The organism is Nostoc sp. DSM 114161 (assembly GCF_052692665.1).
Genome location: NZ_CP195141.1, coordinates 937,345 through 954,035, shown reverse-complemented (window position 1 = coordinate 954,035; position 16,691 = coordinate 937,345). Strand labels below are relative to the sequence as shown.

Below are 16,691 nucleotides of genomic sequence, written 5' to 3'. Positions count from 1 at the left end.
CTCAAATTTGAGAACCCTTACCCAGTCTCCAGTCCCTTCCAGATATTCAACTTACTTAGTTTCCATCCAATTTTCACCCGCACGCGCCTCTACCAACAACGGTACACTTAAGTGTACTGCGTTCTCCATCACGGATTTAATTTGCGGTTGTAATTCTTCCCACTCATCAGGAGGGATTTCAAATACTAATTCATCGTGAACTTGTAATAACAAACGCGCTTGATATTTTTGCAAAATTTTATGCAGCCGCACCATCGCAATTTTGATAATATCAGCGTTGGAACCTTGAATTGGTGCATTGGCAGCGGAGCGTAGTAAACCCGCATCATAAGCACCCAAATTCTTCAATTTAGTCAAATCAATATCTTCTGGGTTGCTGCCTTTTAAGTGGCGCAAACTGTTGTTAGTAAAATCAAAATAACGACGACGACCGAGGATAGTTTCTACATAACCATGAGCGATCGCTTCTTTTTTTACTCGCTCCAAATAAGCAAAAACTTTAGGATACCTTTCATTAAACCGCTTAATGAACTCATTGGCAACACTTTTATCTATCCCCGTTGAACGAGAAAACCTTAGAGAACCCATTCCATAAATCACGCCAAAATTAATAGTTTTTGCGATCGCTCGTTCTTCTGATGTGATATTTTCTTTTTCAAATACTAATCGTGCTGTCACAGAGTGAACATCTTCATTTTGCTGGTATGCTTGCACTAATATGGGTTCTTGACTCAAATGAGCTAAAATTCGTAATTCGATTTGTGAGTAATCAGCAGCCACCATTAACCAACCAGGTTCTGGCAAAAATGCCTTGCGAATTTGACGACTAAAAGCTGTACGAATCGGGATATTTTGCAAATTTGGATTAGAAGAAGATAACCTACCAGTTGATGTAGCTGCTTGATTAAAATCAGTATGTACCCGTTGAGTATCTGGACGCACCAATGCAGGTAAAGCATCTACATAAGTAGACTTTAATTTAGATAAAGTGCGGTATTCAGTTATCGTTTCAACAAATCCAGTTCCATCGATTTCTTGGAGTTTTTCTAATGTTGCCGCATCTGTAGAATAACCTGTTTGAATCTTCCGAGAATATTTTGTACTTAATCCCAACTTTTCAAACAAAATTTGGCTCAACTGTTTAGGAGAACCCAAGTTAAAGTTTTCCCCAGCAATCTCTATTGCTTTCTCTTTTAATTTGGCTAATTCTGTTTCTAAATGCTGCGAAAGTTCTTGTAGATAATCTGAGTTAATGCGAACCCCTATATATTCCATTCGTGCTAAAACTGCTTCTAGCGGCTGTTCTACTTCCACTAATAGCTTAGACAAAGCTGGAATTTTCTCTAATTCCGCACGCAGTTTTGTAACTAAACCAAATGTAGAATAAACATCCATACCACAGTAATCTGCTACTTCGGCAATATTTACATCAGCGATGGTTTTACCTTTTGGAACTAAATCTAAATAACTTTTCGCCGTTAATCCCAAATATCGCTGCGCTAAATCCATCAAATTATGACTAGAATCTGGATTTAGCAAGTAACTTGCCAGCATGGGATCGAATACCACTCCATCCAAGTTAATCCCTTGACACTTGAAAACTAAGCGGTCAAATTTAGCATTCTGTAAAGTTTTGGGATAATCAGCACTTTCCAGAATTGGGCGTAGTGCTTCTAGCACCACATCTTTGTTTAAATTTTCTCCAGTTTTGTGACCAACAGGAATATAAGCAACTTCATCTAATTTCGTTCCCCAGCAGCAACCAATTCCTACTAACTCAGCATCTCTTGGTTCTAAATCTGTAGTTTCCGTGTCCCAAGCAATCGGTGTTTCTGGATTAGTGAATTTTTGCAAAATTCCCAATAATTCAGTTAACTTTGCTTCAGTATCAATAATGCGTGGTTGAATTGATGATGCAGGTTGTTCTTGTGCAGCTTGTGTTTCTGCAAAACTAAAAAATGAAAGATCTGGGTCTTCAAATTCTGGTTTTATTTTTGCTGTTTCTGTTTTTGGTGCTTCTTCAGCTTGACCGCCAAAGCGTTGCTGTAGGTCGTTTATTTTAGCTAAAAACGATTTAAATTCTAGCTTTTCTAAAATTGGCGATAAAACATCCGTATCAAATCCTTTTAATTTGCAATCTTCTAAATCAAGTTCTAGAGGAACATCCAAAACAATTTTTGCCAAATATTGAGACTTATAGGCATCTTCTTTCCCTGCTGCCAATTTCTTCTGATTTGCGCCTGGAATTTCATCTAAAGCAGCATAAATATTGTCAAGAGAAACATAGGTATTAAGTAGCTGTACTGCTGTCTTTTCTCCTATTCCCTTAACCCCAGGAATATTATCTGATTTATCACCACAAAGGGCTTTGTAATCGACAATTTGTGAAGGTAAAACGCCCAACTTTTGTTTAACTTGTTCTGCCTCAAATTCAGTGATGCTATTTGTAGAACGCTTTAAGGCATCTGGACTAAAATTTAGAACAGTGATTTCTTTATCAGCATCTATCAGTTGAAATAAATCGCGATCGCCAGTCAAAATCTTCGCCCTATACCCCGCAGCCGTTACTCGTTGTGCTAGGGTTCCCAAAACATCATCCGCCTCATAGCCAGCAGCTGTGTAAATTGGTAAATTCAAGCCATCGAGTAACTCGTGCAGATTTTCCAAGTCGGGAATAAAGTCTTCTGGTGTTTCTTTGCGATCGGCTTTATATGTATCATCTGTTTCATGTCGGAAGGTGGGCAAACCCAGATCGAAGGCTACAGCCATTGCCTGTGGCTGTTGCGTTCCCATTACTTCCAATAAACACTTAAGAAAACCAAAACATACACTTGTAGGAATCCCCGTCTTTGTACGTAGTCCTCCATCTCGCCCTTTAGCAAAAGCAAAGTATGAACGATAAGCCAGGGAGTGTCCATCTACGAGGATGAACGTCGGACGTGTTGAGGTTGCAGTAGCAGTAGTTTCAGACATAGCCCTATTCTAGCCAGAAGCCTCCTTGTTTACATACTGCATCAGTTGGTTTATTGAAATTCCTCTACCTTAAGATGCCTTTCTTAACAAAACTTCATATATTGGTGAAAATGTATGTTTTTTAAAGGAATTTGAACATAAAAAATTCATATAAATTTACGTGTATTTATCAAGCCTAGAAGCAAAAGTTACGAGTTAGAAATAATTTAGTAATCCCGTAATGATTCGTCTTTTCAAAAGCATCTTCCATCATGAAAACAAAACTATTGAACACTCTGGGTGCTGCCACGACTTTAGCAGGAATTGTTGCAACGTCTGGAATAGCTAATGCTGGTTCTCTCTCGTACACTAGCTCCACTAATTACGATTTTACAGATATTATTGATGCACCTTTGAGCGTCCAAAAATTCAATTCATCTCTTGGAACACTCCAAGGTGTAACCATAGAATTTACTGGCGATATACTTGGCAATGCAGGTTTTGAAAATAGAAGCCCAAGCGCAAGTCAAGCTACAGTAACCCTTGGCAGCCAATTGAGTTTAGAACTAAATAATCAGTCTTTGTTGGCATTAAATCCAAAATATACTTCCCAGTATCAAGTTACCAAATACGATGGCGTCACCGATTATAGCGGCACATCTGGAAAGACTATCTCTAACTTAACCGCCACACAATCTAGTATCAAGACTTTCACTGATGCCACATTTTTGCAGTCTTTCACTGGTAATGGCAACGTAGACTTTTTATTCACAGCTATAGCCGACTCCCTAGTTTCAGGATCGGGCAACATTAGATCCTATATTGATACCTATGCCAAAGCAGGTGTCAAAGTAACTTATAACTATGAAGAATTAAAGTCTGTACCTGAAGGATCGACAACCCTTGGAATTGGCTTAGTTGCTGGGCTTTGTCTGTTGTCACAACGCAAAAAAATCTTGGTTAAAGTCTTAAATTCATAGACTTTAGTTGAATAGGTAAATCTTTTCTATTCTACCTATAAATCAAATTTCCTAACTTAAATGTAAATCCCCGGTTCTTTCGAGAATCGGGTTTTTTTATTGTGGTTATGGAGTGGGGAGTAGGGTAGAAAACCTTTTTGATGTTTAGTTGATTTTTCCGCGATTTCCTGCGTTCAAAAACTTTGAGTAAAAGAAGTGTTGTCTCAAATTTTTTACAAAATCTAAAATCCAAAATGGTATAACCTCTAACTGGAACTTTAAATTTAAGGAATTTATGTACAACGCATCTGCCAAAAATATTAAACTACTGGTTGTAGATATCGATGGGACGATCGCCGGACACTCCAACACCATCAGCGAACCTGTAAAACAAGCCCTGATTGCGGTACAAGCACGAGGCATTCAAGTGGCGATCGCTACAGGCCGTATGTATCGTTCAGCCTTGCGCTTTCACCAAGAAATCGGCTCTAATTTACCATTAATGGCTTATCAAGGAGCTTGGATTCAAGACCCCATTACCCAAAAAATTCATCGCCATTTAGTGCTTTCTAGAGAACTTGCCCACCAACTACTCGATTATTTTGAACACCCTCAATTGCGATCGCTTTTATCTATCCACTTCTACATCAATGACCAACTCTACGTCAGGGAAATAACCAAAGAAACCGAAATTTATGCTGGGCGTTCTAATATTGTCCCGATTGCCGTGGGCGATTTACGCCAAGTTTTAACAAATGAACCGACAAAAATTCTCGCTTTGTGCAATGACACAAATTTCATCAGCGAGGTACTGGGGAATTTGCGCCGCCAATATACACCCGCTGAACTTTATTTAACAACATCTGTTGCCACCTTCTTGGAAGCAACTAACGCCTCTGTGAATAAGGGAACTGCTGTACGTTATCTAGCCGAAGAATTGCTGGGATTAGAAATAGCCAACGTCATGGCTATTGGCGATAACTTCAACGACCTGGAAATGCTAGAGTATGCGGGTATTGGTATAGCTATGGGAAACGCACCGCCAGAAGTGCAAGCGATCGGTCAGTGGGTAGCCCCTAGTGTAGACCATGACGGAGCAGCAGTGGCAATTGAAAAGTTTTTGCTCCAGTGAGGGTACTTTTTCCAACCTAACCCATACTAATCAGAAAGGACACCGACGACTGGCCGTGTTTCGTCTCGGTGCCCCTGCTGGTTCGCTCCTCACACAAGAGCTAATGTAGCCGAGGTGATGCATTGAGTCAATAGCTCTGATGAAAGTTTTTTATAACTCCGGTGGTGCAAAAATTTTCAGCTTTTCCTCCAGCACAAATTTTAAGACCGACTGAGTAGCCATAAGCAATCCCAGCCTAGCCTGGGCTAACTCTGGTGACATAATTTTTACTTCACCCCAAATCCGGCAATTACGCCAGAAGTCTTCAAAAGCTTGGCTCAAAGTCAATGCTGCCTTTTCCCATTTCATAGAACCCCTAACATTTGGACACTCGATGTTGTCCACCATCCCTACTAACTCGCTAATTAAACGACGCTCATCTGGATGATTTAGCCGCAATCTTCCATCGCGGTCGAACCAAGGTATGGGGTTGGGGGAGAGAACACTCCAAACACTTGGATTAGTATTTGCAAGTGGTTCTTTAAGTTGAATCAATCCCTCTCGGTGAGCCAGCAGCACTAGCGAACAGCAACGTGCATGGGCATGTTGAACGGGAAATAGGGCACTTGTACTGAGCGCAGCCGAAGTATGGGATATGGGGTATTGGGCATCGGAAGATGCGGAGGGGCAGAGGGGCAGAGGGGCAGAGGGGAAACCTAAAGCTCCTCTGCTCCCCTGCACCCCTGCTCCCCTGCCCCCCATCTCCCCATCTCCCCACTCTCCTACCAGACTTTGTAACCAACCTGCTAAGGCTGAGTCAGCTAATTCAAAATGTATCAAACCAGAGGGAACGATTTGCACGTTAAAAACGTCGCCACAGGTTGCAGATAGATGAAGGGCGATCGCACTGGCAAGCTCCATCGCTTTTCGATTCTGAGAGTTTGACACTTGCAACGCCACACTTGAGGTATAGAAAATTTTTCTATTGTTTCTATCTTTATATAGAAGAATTTTTTTATCTTTTATGTATTCATTTTTGATATTTTCAGTATTAATACTTAAATATTTGTTTAAACATTCATACAGTAACTGTTTAAATGACGCGTAACTGAATGCTTGTATTTTATTAAACACATAATTTTACGTAAATAGCTTTGTAAAGTATATTTGTTAATTTGGTGTCACCTATCTCCGGATATAGGTTTAATCTAGATGAAGAAAAATGAGAGTAGGATAAAATTTGATGAATAATCGATGAATAGTGAGTAAACTTTACTACCATCATTGTACAGTAAGAAGTATAACAAAAGAGTAGAGAGTAATTCTTTGCTTTCTATTCTTTGGATGGCTGGCGCTGTTAGGCGTTAAGCCTGCATCAGCCAACACAAAGACACTCCTTGCACCTTTCGATTACGTCTTTGTCTTCAGCCGAACGCTCTTTGTTACCTATGCAATCTCCATCTTCTTTTTCTGAGGCATCACGGCCTTTTTTAACTTGGCAACGGATTCTTGACTGGGCTCAGGAACACTACCGCTGCCGCACCTTCAGCAAAGATGAGCGCATTCCAGCCCGGCCTGGATTGCTATATTTGGTGCAAAGGGGTGCAATCCGTATGGTAGGAACCGCCCAAGTTAGCGCCACTGCCAGCCAGCTAACGTCTCGACGAATCAACAGAACTCCAGAGGAAGCGTTCTTGGGTTTTGTTGGAGCGGGACAGCCCTTTGAAATTGTTGCTCAGTCACCATTCACACTCCAAGCTTACGCTCATGTTGACCAAACTGCGGTGCTGTGGATGTACTGGCACGACTTAGATAACTGGCCTCACTTCCGCCGGGAAGTTATGGATGCCTTTAGATATCAGCACCAGCGTAAGCTGCTATGGCTGAGTGCCTTGGGACAACGCCGCACAATTGACCGACTCTTGGGATTCCTCACATTGTTGATTGAGGAATATGGAGAGCCTGCAATGAGCGACACCGACCCGGATGTAATTCGCGGCTATTGTCTGCCTTTCCCCCTTACCCATGCCCAAATTGGTAGCGCGATTGGTTCGACTCGTGTCACCGTCACCCGCTTAATGGGCAAGCTGCGTCAACGTGGCTTAATCCTTACCCAAGGCGATAATCTCATTTGCTTACCAGCAGAGTCGATTAATAGAGCCAGTTAAAGCACAGTTCAGAGGGGCGATTTCCGCCACTCTGCCTGAATGCCATCGCAGTGTCAGCGAATTTTGACAAACCCAGCTTGGGTAATCAGTCCCTGCCCCTGCTCAGTCAGCAGTAAGTTGGCGTAAGCGACACCTGCTTGCTGCTCAGTCTGACCATTCTGTTTGACCACCACAAACAGATTCCGGGTAATGGGGTACTTTCCTGATTGAAAAGCCTCAATGTTTAACTTGTTCCGTTTACCAGGACATTCAGACGGGAGGACAAATGGTTCTTGGTAGGGAGCAATATATTGCCCTTGTGTGCGCCCCAACGGCAAGGCTCTAATCGAACATTGAGGAATCACCTCTGGGGCAGAAGCGTAGTAAATGCCACCAGGATTACCAGCCAATTTTTGCAAGGCTTGGGTGGTGGTGGAAATAAATTCCACATTGGAGCTAAAAGCTTGGCCACCCAAGATGTCTTGGACAAAAAGTTCTACCGTACCGCCATCAACAATTCGGCGGGAATAAGGCTTAATTGGGATGTTGGAACCGCCCAACTGGCTCCAATTATTGATTTTGCCAGTGTAAATTAACCTTAATTGGTCTACCGTCAGTCCTGGAATGTTCAGGTTTGGGTTAACTGCAACTGCTAAACCATCAATTGCTACAGGAATTTGTTTCAAAGCGAACCCACGCTGCTGGGCGCGGCTAAACTCTTGGTCTAAAATTGGTCGAGAAGACTGGGCAAAAGCTAGTTGACCATCTATCAGCGACTGGATACCAGTACCAGAACCAGGAGATGTATTGCTTGGTTCTACATAACGCAGCCTAAATTCTCCTCGCGCTGCTTGAATCGCTGGGTCAACTATTAATCGAATTGGTGCCCAAGACGTACTGCCTCCGTAATTGAATAATCCAGTGGGAACATCCTGGACTGAGGCGAAAGTGTTAGCACTAGGTTGTGCTGATGGAGGTTGGGGTGTGTTAGTACTACGAGAATTAATTTGATTTAAGTCAAGACCAGATTTTCTACTGAACCACCAAAAACCGCCAGCTATTAAGCCAACGGTAATTAGGAGAGATAAAACAAGAATAGGTATTTCATTTTTTTGGGACATAACAATTACCCGCGTGTCCGTTTAATACTAGGAACTGGGGATGGGTATGGGGTACAAGACGCAGAAGTATTGGGTCTGTTTTAATACCTACTGTATCCTAAAAAATGGGCATCTTTGTGTAGTCGCTATGAGCCTAAGGCCAGCCTTGAGGATGACTAGCGCACGTTTAGAAATCGCATTCTAACGCCCCAATCCTATCTTGTTTTGAGTACCCATCTGGATGCTGCATAAAGCTGGGCTTGTAGCAAAGTTACAAGTGTAGGTCGCTAAAGATTCTTTTTGATAATTAAATACCCGCATATTGTAGCCAAAGTTTCGTGCAGTGCTACCTAAACGATTCACAAAATCATAGCGCTGCACATAGTCTAATAAGCTCCAAATTTGCTGATTCACTATCAAATCAACTCGCGCAGGTTCTTTTTCAAAAGCTGGATATGCTATCCAATTATCCAATAGCTTTTTCTCAGAATTTTGTTGTGCCCACCATAAACTAGGAACGGTTAATTGTACTGGGTTAATGGTGTTAGCTGTGATTATGTAGTCTGTTGGCTTGGTCAATAAATCTAGTTCTAAAGGCGCACTAGAAGGCGACGGTATTGGGGACGTTTGCGCTAGTGAGGGAGGAACTATTAAAGCAGCGAGGCTAATAGTTAGTAGTAATGAAAATGATTTCTGACCGCACAATTTAGGTATATGCATAACTGATACTAATTCATAATTAAGGCACTAGTCAAAATTCGCACAATCTAAATCTTAATAGCAACGATGCGAATTCTTCGATAGTCTGCTAACCAGTTTCCTTGTTGATACAGTGTTGGCTTAAGATATTCTTCCACGACGCGAATTAGTTGTATTTGTTGCTCATCAGAAAGTCCTGTTAAAAAACTGCTACCGAACATCCGAATCCAGTTTGCCATACCTGCCTCTCCTTCTGATAAAGGAGTTGGACGAGGAAATAGGGTGCTATAGATGACATCGAAGCCTTGCTGTTCTAATAGGGTGGCGTATTCACCAATACTAGGGAAATACCAAGGATTTAGAGCTTGTGCGGGGATATTAATTGCTTCTAAGGCGTTGGATAAAGCTGTGGCGATCGCCAGCACATTCCCCTTACCACCAAATTCTGCGACGAAACGCCCTCCGGGTTTTAGGGCTTGATGTATGGAAGCGATCGCGCTATCTGCTTGTTTCACCCAATGCAGTACAGCGTTGGAAAACACAGCATCAAAAGGCTGTTCAACTTGAAAATTTGCCGCATCAGCAACATCAAAGCGGATATCAGGATAGTTTTCTCTTGCCTTTTCAATCATCGCAGGTGCGCTATCAATTCCCCATACTTGGACACCAGTTTGGGCAATTTTTTGTGTGAGTTGCCCAGTACCACAGCCGAGATCTAAAATCGATTCTCCTGGCTGGGGATTGAGTAATTGCAATAAGTCTTCGCCGTACTGCCAAACAAAGGCGTGCTTATCTTCATAAAGGGAAGTATCCCAATTATTATTGAGTGTTGAAATATTATTCATAAACTCTGAAATTACAATGTGTTAATTCGCCAATCGTCAACTATCAACTTGAAGTTAATGACCGAATTTTAGATTTTAAATTAGGGAAAAGCATTGTATCAATCTAAAATCCAAAATTGTTTGATTGGCTAATCACTACAGTAAAAAAATTTTTTAATTATGTCCAATATATATTTTGACCTTAACTAATATTTAAAAGATATGAGTTTAGGTAAAAGATGGAACTACGGCACTTGCGCTACTTTGTTATTTTGGCAGAGGAACTGCACTTTGGGCGAGCAGCAGAACGCTTGCATATTGCCCAACCTCCCCTGAGTCAACAAATTCGGCAGCTAGAAGGGGAGTTAGGTTTTGAACTGTTTCACCGCACGAAACGAAATGTGCAGTTAACTGAAGCGGGACAAGTGTTTTTAGGTGAAGTCCAGCAAATTATGAGGCTATTACAACAGGCAATCCAAGTTGGGCAGCAAACCAGTCGGGGCGAAATTGGACAGTTAGTGGTTGGCTTTGTCAGTTCTGCCGCGTATAATATTTTGCCAAATATTCTGCGAACCTTTCGTAGTTTGGTTCCTGGTGTGAGCTTAGAGTTACACGAACTAACTACAGACCAACAGTTAGAATGGTTGCGAGAAGGTCGAATGGATGTGGGATTCGTGCGTCCACCTGTTGAAGAAAATAGATTTACTTGGGAAATAATTTTTCAAGAGTCGCTGATGGTGGCATTACCTGAAACACATTTGCTTGCCAATCAATCTACTGTGTGTTTGAAATCCCTTGCTAGGGAACCATTTATTTTATTTCCCAGGATATTAGCACCAGGACTCTACGACTTAATTATCAGTCTCTGCCAGCAAGCAGGCTTTAGCCCCAATGTTGCCCAGGAAGCTATCCAGATGCAAACAATTGTCAGTTTAGTAGCAGCCGAAATGGGTGTGGCGATCGTGCCAGCATCTTTGCAAAATCTCCAACGTACTGGGGTAGTTTATAAAAGTCTACAAGTATCTACCCCAAAAGTGGGCATTGCAATGATTTGGCGAAAAAACGAGACATCCCCAATAGTGCAGAGGCTTGTGGAAATAGTTAGACAAGTTGCTCGCCAGTGTTGAATGTAGCGGCTTGTAATAATGGTTACCGCAGTCCAGACACTCCCAATGGCCCGCGAGTCACACCTAGCTGGTTTTGCAGTTTCAACTCTCGCCAAAGTTGGGAACCTGTAATTTCACCTTGCAATAATTGACTGTAGCAATGTATTGTTTTACTCACTTGCTCTGGTGTTTCATTAACAAATTCGATGCGGAAGTTCGCTAAACCAAGTTCTATGAGACGTTGCACGTACTCGGCTCCAGTTTGAGCAGTACCATTAAATACAGTGTTGCGGCAACCTACATCAGCTTTGAGGACGTGTTCGCTACCAACGCGGTCTTTTAATTTCACTTCATGCTTTTCGCAAGGTCGTCCACAGTTAGTGTAGTCTGTTCCCTGAGATAGGAAAGCACAAAATACACAGTGTTCCATGTGGAACATTGGCATATGTTGATGGATTGTCACTTCAAACCACTGGGGCGGACAACTTTTAACCAGATCTTCCAGTTGAGTAATATTCAAATCGTAGGATGCAGTCAATCTTTCCAAACCAAAATGCTGCCGAAAGTAGTCTGCTGTTAAAGGATTAGCAACGTTGAGCGAAAAATCTCCAATACAACGGTCTTGGGCAAAAAATTGCAGTTGGTCATAGTTGCGTACTAGATAACCATCTGCTTTGCACGCGCGTACCTGCTGCAAAATCCAATTTTCCCCAGGTTTAGTAATTCGGGGTGGCGCAACCCAGATGGTGGGAAGATGGGAAAGAAATTTTTCTTTGTCTGTTTGCGCTTGTTGGCGTACTAACTGTACGGCTTCTTGGTAGGCGCGGGGGTCTTCAAATTCACAGTAGAGTGTTTCAACACCTCCTTGTAGTGCGGCTTGCAATTGCTTGAGATTTCGCAGCAAAACGATGAGAGAGGGAGATGATGGGGATGAGTGAGATGAGGAGGGGAGTAAGTCTTGGAAGGAGACATTAGGACGTAATTGCCAACATTTGGGTTGACTTCGCAACTCTTCTAACTGTGCCACGATTTCCCGTCGCATCCGGTTTAATTCGCTTACGGGTAGCATGATGGCATCGCTGAGGTGGTTGATTAGGGTTCCCAAATAGAAGGGGGTGTTACCAAGACGACCGAATTGTTCTTTTATACGGGCTGTATCTAAGGGTTTAGTGTGGGCTTCTACTAGTGAAATTTCAGACTCCACTTGCACAATATTACCAAGGCGATCGCGGGCGATCGCAATCAATGGTTGACCAACTTCTCCATAAACCTCCAAGTCAATCGGACGCTGGAATTGTGGGTTTTCGCCTGCAAAACTTTGACGCAGTTGCTTATCAAGTTCCGGGTCGCTGGTTTTCCAAACTTTATCGCCGACATGCACCCGACGTAAGTTTAAATCGCTTCTCCCAAAGGTCAGCAGAGTTTCGTTACCTTTGGAGGCTACCCCATACACTCGCCCGCCTTCTTCCTTGGCCTCTGGGTGACCGCAGTCAAACACAATTCCATCTCCTGGTTTAACAGGCGCTTCTAGTTTGATTGCTATCTGTTCGTTGTGGATGCGAGTAACTTCACCTAAATAAACTCCACGTTTTTTACCAAAACGCGCATGAACTAATTCCTGATTATTAATTCCGCCAAACCAACCCGTGTAAAGTCCACGAGAAAATGCCATCTCTAAATTGTAGTGTTCCTGAGAAGAAGAAATTTTTTCCGATTTTTTCCTCGCGTCCCCGCGTCCCCGCGTCCCCGCGTCCAATTCCTCCATCACCCGATCCAAAGCTTGCCGATAAACACGGGTGACATTAGCAACATACTCCGGGGCTTTGAGGCGGCCTTCAATTTTGAGAGAAGTTACGCCTGATTTCACCAAATCGGGCAAAACATCTAATCCTGCGAGGTCTTGAGGACTGAGTAAATATTTGCGATTCTCTAAATCTACAACTTTCCCATCAGAGATTAAATCATAAGGCATCCGGCAAGCTTGGGCGCATTCACCTCGATTGGCAGAACGTCCGCCTAAAGCTTCACTCGTCAAACACTGGCCGGAATAAGCCACGCACAAAGCACCGTGAACAAAAACTTCCAAAGGTAGCGATGTCTGCTGTTGGGCTATCTGCTGCTGAATTTTATTGATTTCTTGGAGAGAACATTCACGCGCCAGCACTACCAATTGACAGCCAAGGGATTTGGCAAATTCCACCCCAGCTGCACTGGTAATGGTCATTTGCGTAGAAGCATGGATGGGAAAATCGGGCGATAGGTGACGGATAAGACGACATATACCAACATCTTGAACAATTACCGCATCCACATCCGCTGCAATAATCGTGCGGAGATATTGTTGTGCTTCTGCTAGTTCTTTGGGAAATATGAGTGTATTTACAGTGACATAACCCTTTACGCCGCGACGATGCAGAAATTTCATCAAGCTGGGTAAGTCTGCTTCTGTGAAATTTTGCGCCCGCATTCTGGCGTTAAAGCGATCTAAACCGAAATAAATCGCATCCGCCCCATTTTCTACAGCAGCTTTAGCACATTCCCAATTACCTGCTGGCGCAAGTAGTTCGGGACGTTGAAGGGAGAGTGAAGAAGGGGAGCGATCGCTTTTCATTAGACTTGGGGTTAAGTAGCACCATAGCGATCTTACCTAAGTTGATGGGGGATGGTGGGGGCGATCGTTATCTCCACGCTAGTGTTTTAATTCACCTGGAGGTGATGAAAAAACTAGCCTGTTTCAAATTTTTGTGTGTACATTGTCCACTAATATTGGTTATGCTGTAAATATAGACTCAGCTAAAAGTATTAATTACCCATGTCAGAAACATCATCTGCAAAAGATTGCCGTATCGATTTACGAGTCACCCAAGAACAAAAAGAACTATTAGAACGTGCTGCAAGTCTTAAAGGAATTTCGTTGAGTGCTTATACACTTTTTCATGTATTAGCGATCGCCAAGCAAGATATAGATGCGAATGAAAGGCTGGTGCTGTCTAATCTTGATAGAGATTTGTTTATATCAGTAATGGAAAACCCGCCAGAACTGAAGGGAAAACTCAAATCTGCTATTCAGCAATATAGACAGAAATATGGCAAATAATAGCAAAGCAAAATGGAATTTTGTACCAATTGATAAAAAATACCAAAGAGATTCTTTTGATTGTGGTTATGGAATTTTGAATGATTATCTCAAGAAATATGCACGGCAAAATGATAATAAAGGAATTGCTAAAACATTTGTAGCAATGCCGGCATCAGGAAGCTTGAAGATAGATGGCTATTATACTGTCAGTGCCAGCGTTATTGAGTATGAATCATTACCAGAAGCTTATCATCGTGGAATGCCTGCCTATCCAATTCCAGCAATGCTGATTGGAAGATTAGCAGTAGATAATTCGGTTAAAGGACAAGGTTTGGGAGGCGAATTGTTAGCAGATGCTCTCTATCCCGCTGTTCGTGCTTCTCAAGAAATTGGAATATATGCTGTGAGAGTTGATGCGATCGATTTTCAGGCAAAGGAATTTTATCTCAAGTATGAGTTTATTCCTTTTCAAGACAATGAACTCTCACTATTTCTGCCAATAGCAACGATAATTAGAGAGTTTGCTTAGCTTAATCAGGAAAATATCAAAGGCGACAAAATTCAAGAGCGATCTTATCTAAGCTTATGTAGGATGGTAGACATTTATCCTTGCTAACCTAGAGCAATTATTCTTTCTCTAGACGAGTAATCTCTTTGAAGCAGTAAAAAATCAGCAGAAAAAATTTAAACTTTGCATTTATAAATGTAGTTTGAAAAAAAATTAACACTAGATGGTAACTATTTGTGGAACTTTGACTACGACTCAATTAAATTTAAAGAGAGAGTTATTCATTATACTAAGCTGCTTGGGGGCTGCAAATAAATAGATATATTGAGAATGATAAGGCCATCTCGCCCAACCACCCCAATCCATAAAGCGAACCCATAGAGTTGTTGGTGAACATGTACCTACTTCCAGAGGAAATGTCCAAACATCCCTATTTAACGCCAGCTCTGGATGAATTGGTGTAAGAGGATCTTGAGCATCCCATTGGATGATTCCGTCTTCACCCCATGACGTACCATCAAACTCTGCTTTAAAGGGTTGAGCTATCTCTTTCAAAATAGAATTGTTATGTTCCCTCTGTGAATTTGCAAAAGGTACACCGGGAACCTCAATAGCAATGAATGCCGCCTTTTGGGACACTATGAAGGAGTGAAATTGACCTATAATGTAACCTGAAGTTAAAGCATCTCCAGTTGTATATTCTTGGAGGAACAAGTCTTTATAAGAGATTTGACTTGGATATCCTTCATCTATTAAGTAATTACTTGCATTTCTGTAAAAATTAAAGCATATTGGAAACCAATCTGGAGTTTTCTCTACAATTTCATAAATTTTAATCTTAAGGCTTTCTGCTAAAGACAAGTTTGACCTCAACAATATTTAATAAATTTGAGCAATTTAAATTTTATCACTCAATATATCTCACGGTTATAAATCGTATAAAGTCTTAAACCAGGTTACGAATGTCTTTGCTTTCGGATGCTGTGGATTCAGAATTTCTTCTTCGATAGCGTTATGTAGTTGTCGTCCTGGTGGCTTTTGCCAAGCTAACCATGTGTAAATGTAAGCTTTATCAATATGAGAATCTATAAATAATGCTCCTCTATTTTTTGCTTCTGCTACAACTTCCTGAGCATATTGCCATTGTCTGACGTAGTGGGTCAAGATTACTTCGTGAGCATAAAAATTGAATAGCTTCCAGTATTGATGTTTTACCGCTATTGTTTTTACCAACAAGTAAGTTGACTCTACCAAGTTGCTGAAGCTCGAAGGACTAGAAACCACGGAAATTGTCTATTTTTATTGTCTTCAACATAATGAAAGCTAGTCCGAGACAACAAAGATGTAATCACAGATATTAGGAATGGTAATCCTAACACCTCTCACCTTACCAAAAAGGGGCGATCGCATCTTACCCAAATCGCTCAACATCAGCACTTTCCTCTTCCGACTCAACAAGTTCAAAATTTACTTTGTTGTATAAATCCTGCAATGAAATTTCAAAGGGTACAGTTGTAAGTGCGATCGCTTCATCTTCTTCATCATATTCACGAAGCGTCCATTGCTTTTTCCCAGTTTTGGAAAATTGCTCTACACGAATTCGAGTTTGGTCAATTAACAGATATTCTTGGAAGGTAGAAATAGTCCGGTAAGCTTCAAATTTATCTTGGCGATCGTGGCCTTTGGTAGATTTTGATAAAACCTCAACAATAATCTGGGGATTCAGAATTATATCCTTTCGGTTGTTAAAAAACTCCGGTTCACCCGCCAGAATCATCACATCTGGATAAGTGTAGGTACGCTTTTGGAGTATCCATAGACGAACATCACCCATAAAAACCCGGTAGTTCTGCTTTTTAAATGCGAAATTTAACTCAGCACTTAAGTTAAGTGCTATTTGATTGTGATTTACTGTTCCACCCGCCATAGGAATTATTCGCCCATCAATATATTCACTTTTGTAATCAGCAGCTTCTTCTAGCTCTAAATATTCCTCTGGAGTATAGTATCGCTGTTGTGTTATTTGCATAGCTCTATGGGGTAACAATGTTTAACGATATGGAGTATCTAGGCACTAAAAATATTTTATCCATGTTTACCGAACTGGTTAACAGGTTAGATAGAGTTTTTATGTTCCCTATCTGAATTCCCTAAGTACAATATTTCATTAATTCCTAGTGAAATAAATTAGGCAAAACTCTGCGTT

At 41.6% G+C, this 16,691-nt stretch carries 15 protein-coding genes; 6 read left to right on the top strand and 9 right to left on the bottom strand.

Annotation, left to right across the window (positions count from 1 at the left end):
- Positions 1 to 51 precede the first annotated feature (51 nt).
- A complete protein-coding gene (gene polA, locus NSTC745_RS04205) occupies positions 52 to 2,973 on the bottom strand; it encodes a DNA polymerase I (RefSeq protein WP_445636028.1) in 2,922 nt (973 codons plus the stop codon).
- Positions 2,974 to 3,224: 251 nt separating this feature from the next.
- On the opposite strand from polA, the gene NSTC745_RS04200 reads away from it, so the two are divergent.
- Together NSTC745_RS04200 and NSTC745_RS04195 are read left to right on the top strand one after the other, a co-directional pair.
- Positions 3,225 to 3,932, top strand: a complete 708-nt coding sequence (locus NSTC745_RS04200) for a choice-of-anchor E domain-containing protein (RefSeq protein ID WP_445636027.1) — start codon at positions 3,225 to 3,227, stop codon at positions 3,930 to 3,932.
- 274 nt (positions 3,933 to 4,206) lie between these two features.
- Complete coding sequence (locus NSTC745_RS04195; RefSeq protein ID WP_445636026.1) at positions 4,207 to 5,043, top strand: Cof-type HAD-IIB family hydrolase; 837 nt, start codon at positions 4,207 to 4,209, stop codon at positions 5,041 to 5,043.
- Positions 5,044 to 5,193: 150 nt separating this feature from the next.
- Here the strand turns inward: NSTC745_RS04195 and NSTC745_RS04190 are convergent, their stop codons facing one another.
- Positions 5,194 to 5,970 carry a DALR anticodon-binding domain-containing protein gene (locus tag NSTC745_RS04190; protein WP_445636025.1) on the bottom strand — a complete coding sequence of 259 codons (777 nt, stop codon included), beginning with the start codon at positions 5,968 to 5,970 and terminating at the stop codon, positions 5,194 to 5,196.
- A gap of 500 nt (positions 5,971 to 6,470) precedes the next feature.
- On the opposite strand from NSTC745_RS04190, the gene NSTC745_RS04185 reads away from it, so the two are divergent.
- The gene (locus tag NSTC745_RS04185) at positions 6,471 to 7,190 is read left to right on the top strand and encodes a Crp/Fnr family transcriptional regulator (protein WP_096536235.1); all 720 of its coding nucleotides are present in this window, start codon (positions 6,471 to 6,473) and stop codon (positions 7,188 to 7,190) included.
- Between the two features lie 53 nt (positions 7,191 to 7,243).
- On the opposite strand, the gene NSTC745_RS04180 is transcribed toward NSTC745_RS04185, so the two are convergent.
- The 3 genes from NSTC745_RS04180 to NSTC745_RS04170 all read right to left on the bottom strand — a co-directional run bounded on the left by NSTC745_RS04180 (position 7,244) and on the right by NSTC745_RS04170 (position 9,813).
- Positions 7,244 to 8,290, bottom strand: coding sequence for a PstS family phosphate ABC transporter substrate-binding protein (locus NSTC745_RS04180; RefSeq protein ID WP_445636024.1), 1,047 nt, complete (start codon positions 8,288 to 8,290; stop codon positions 7,244 to 7,246).
- A gap of 180 nt (positions 8,291 to 8,470) precedes the next feature.
- On the bottom strand, positions 8,471 to 8,989 hold the full coding sequence (locus NSTC745_RS04175; RefSeq protein ID WP_445636023.1) for a hypothetical protein: 519 nt from the start codon (positions 8,987 to 8,989) through the stop codon (positions 8,471 to 8,473).
- A gap of 47 nt (positions 8,990 to 9,036) precedes the next feature.
- On the bottom strand, positions 9,037 to 9,813 hold the full coding sequence (locus NSTC745_RS04170) for a class I SAM-dependent methyltransferase (RefSeq protein ID WP_445636022.1): 777 nt from the start codon (positions 9,811 to 9,813) through the stop codon (positions 9,037 to 9,039).
- Positions 9,814 to 10,031: 218 nt separating this feature from the next.
- On the opposite strand from NSTC745_RS04170, the gene NSTC745_RS04165 reads away from it, so the two are divergent.
- On the top strand, positions 10,032 to 10,919 hold the full coding sequence (locus NSTC745_RS04165) for a LysR family transcriptional regulator (RefSeq protein WP_445636021.1): 888 nt from the start codon (positions 10,032 to 10,034) through the stop codon (positions 10,917 to 10,919).
- 22 nt (positions 10,920 to 10,941) lie between these two features.
- Here the strand turns inward: NSTC745_RS04165 and NSTC745_RS04160 are convergent, their stop codons facing one another.
- A complete protein-coding gene (locus tag NSTC745_RS04160; protein WP_445636020.1) occupies positions 10,942 to 13,509 on the bottom strand; it encodes a DUF3656 domain-containing U32 family peptidase in 2,568 nt (855 codons plus the stop codon).
- 201 nt (positions 13,510 to 13,710) lie between these two features.
- Between NSTC745_RS04160 and NSTC745_RS04155 the strand changes: the two genes are divergently transcribed.
- On the top strand, positions 13,711 to 13,995 hold the full coding sequence (locus NSTC745_RS04155) for a type II toxin-antitoxin system TacA family antitoxin (RefSeq protein ID WP_445636019.1): 285 nt from the start codon (positions 13,711 to 13,713) through the stop codon (positions 13,993 to 13,995).
- The gene (locus NSTC745_RS04150; RefSeq protein ID WP_445636018.1) at positions 13,985 to 14,506 is read left to right on the top strand and encodes a GNAT family N-acetyltransferase; all 522 of its coding nucleotides are present in this window, start codon (positions 13,985 to 13,987) and stop codon (positions 14,504 to 14,506) included. The genes NSTC745_RS04155 and NSTC745_RS04150 overlap by 11 nt, the downstream gene beginning before the upstream one ends.
- A 234-nt stretch (positions 14,507 to 14,740) precedes the next feature.
- On the opposite strand, the gene NSTC745_RS04145 is transcribed toward NSTC745_RS04150, so the two are convergent.
- The 3 genes from NSTC745_RS04145 to NSTC745_RS04135 form a co-directional block, all read right to left on the bottom strand.
- A complete protein-coding gene (locus NSTC745_RS04145) occupies positions 14,741 to 15,346 on the bottom strand; it encodes a hypothetical protein (protein WP_445636017.1) in 606 nt (201 codons plus the stop codon).
- A gap of 66 nt (positions 15,347 to 15,412) precedes the next feature.
- Positions 15,413 to 15,769, bottom strand: coding sequence for a DUF3226 domain-containing protein (locus NSTC745_RS04140; RefSeq protein ID WP_445636016.1), 357 nt, complete (start codon positions 15,767 to 15,769; stop codon positions 15,413 to 15,415).
- A 127-nt stretch (positions 15,770 to 15,896) separates the two neighbouring features.
- Positions 15,897 to 16,514, bottom strand: coding sequence for a Uma2 family endonuclease (locus NSTC745_RS04135; RefSeq protein ID WP_445636015.1), 618 nt, complete (start codon positions 16,512 to 16,514; stop codon positions 15,897 to 15,899).
- Positions 16,515 to 16,691 lie beyond the last annotated feature (177 nt).

Coding starts and splice junctions, on each gene's coding strand:
- NSTC745_RS04165 (WP_445636021.1), top strand. CDS start 10,032: ATGGAACTACGGCACTTGCGCTACTTTGTTATTTTGGCAGAGGAACTG.
- NSTC745_RS04200 (WP_445636027.1), top strand. CDS start 3,225: ATGAAAACAAAACTATTGAACACTCTGGGTGCTGCCACGACTTTAGCA.
- NSTC745_RS04175 (WP_445636023.1), bottom strand. CDS start 8,989: ATGCATATACCTAAATTGTGCGGTCAGAAATCATTTTCATTACTACTA.
- NSTC745_RS04150 (WP_445636018.1), top strand. CDS start 13,985: ATGGCAAATAATAGCAAAGCAAAATGGAATTTTGTACCAATTGATAAA.
- NSTC745_RS04185 (WP_096536235.1), top strand. CDS start 6,471: ATGCAATCTCCATCTTCTTTTTCTGAGGCATCACGGCCTTTTTTAACT.
- NSTC745_RS04180 (WP_445636024.1), bottom strand. CDS start 8,290: ATGTCCCAAAAAAATGAAATACCTATTCTTGTTTTATCTCTCCTAATT.
- NSTC745_RS04160 (WP_445636020.1), bottom strand. CDS start 13,509: ATGAAAAGCGATCGCTCCCCTTCTTCACTCTCCCTTCAACGTCCCGAA.
- NSTC745_RS04170 (WP_445636022.1), bottom strand. CDS start 9,813: ATGAATAATATTTCAACACTCAATAATAATTGGGATACTTCCCTTTAT.
- NSTC745_RS04135 (WP_445636015.1), bottom strand. CDS start 16,514: ATGCAAATAACACAACAGCGATACTATACTCCAGAGGAATATTTAGAG.
- NSTC745_RS04155 (WP_445636019.1), top strand. CDS start 13,711: ATGTCAGAAACATCATCTGCAAAAGATTGCCGTATCGATTTACGAGTC.
- polA (WP_445636028.1), bottom strand. CDS start 2,973: ATGTCTGAAACTACTGCTACTGCAACCTCAACACGTCCGACGTTCATC.
- NSTC745_RS04195 (WP_445636026.1), top strand. CDS start 4,207: ATGTACAACGCATCTGCCAAAAATATTAAACTACTGGTTGTAGATATC.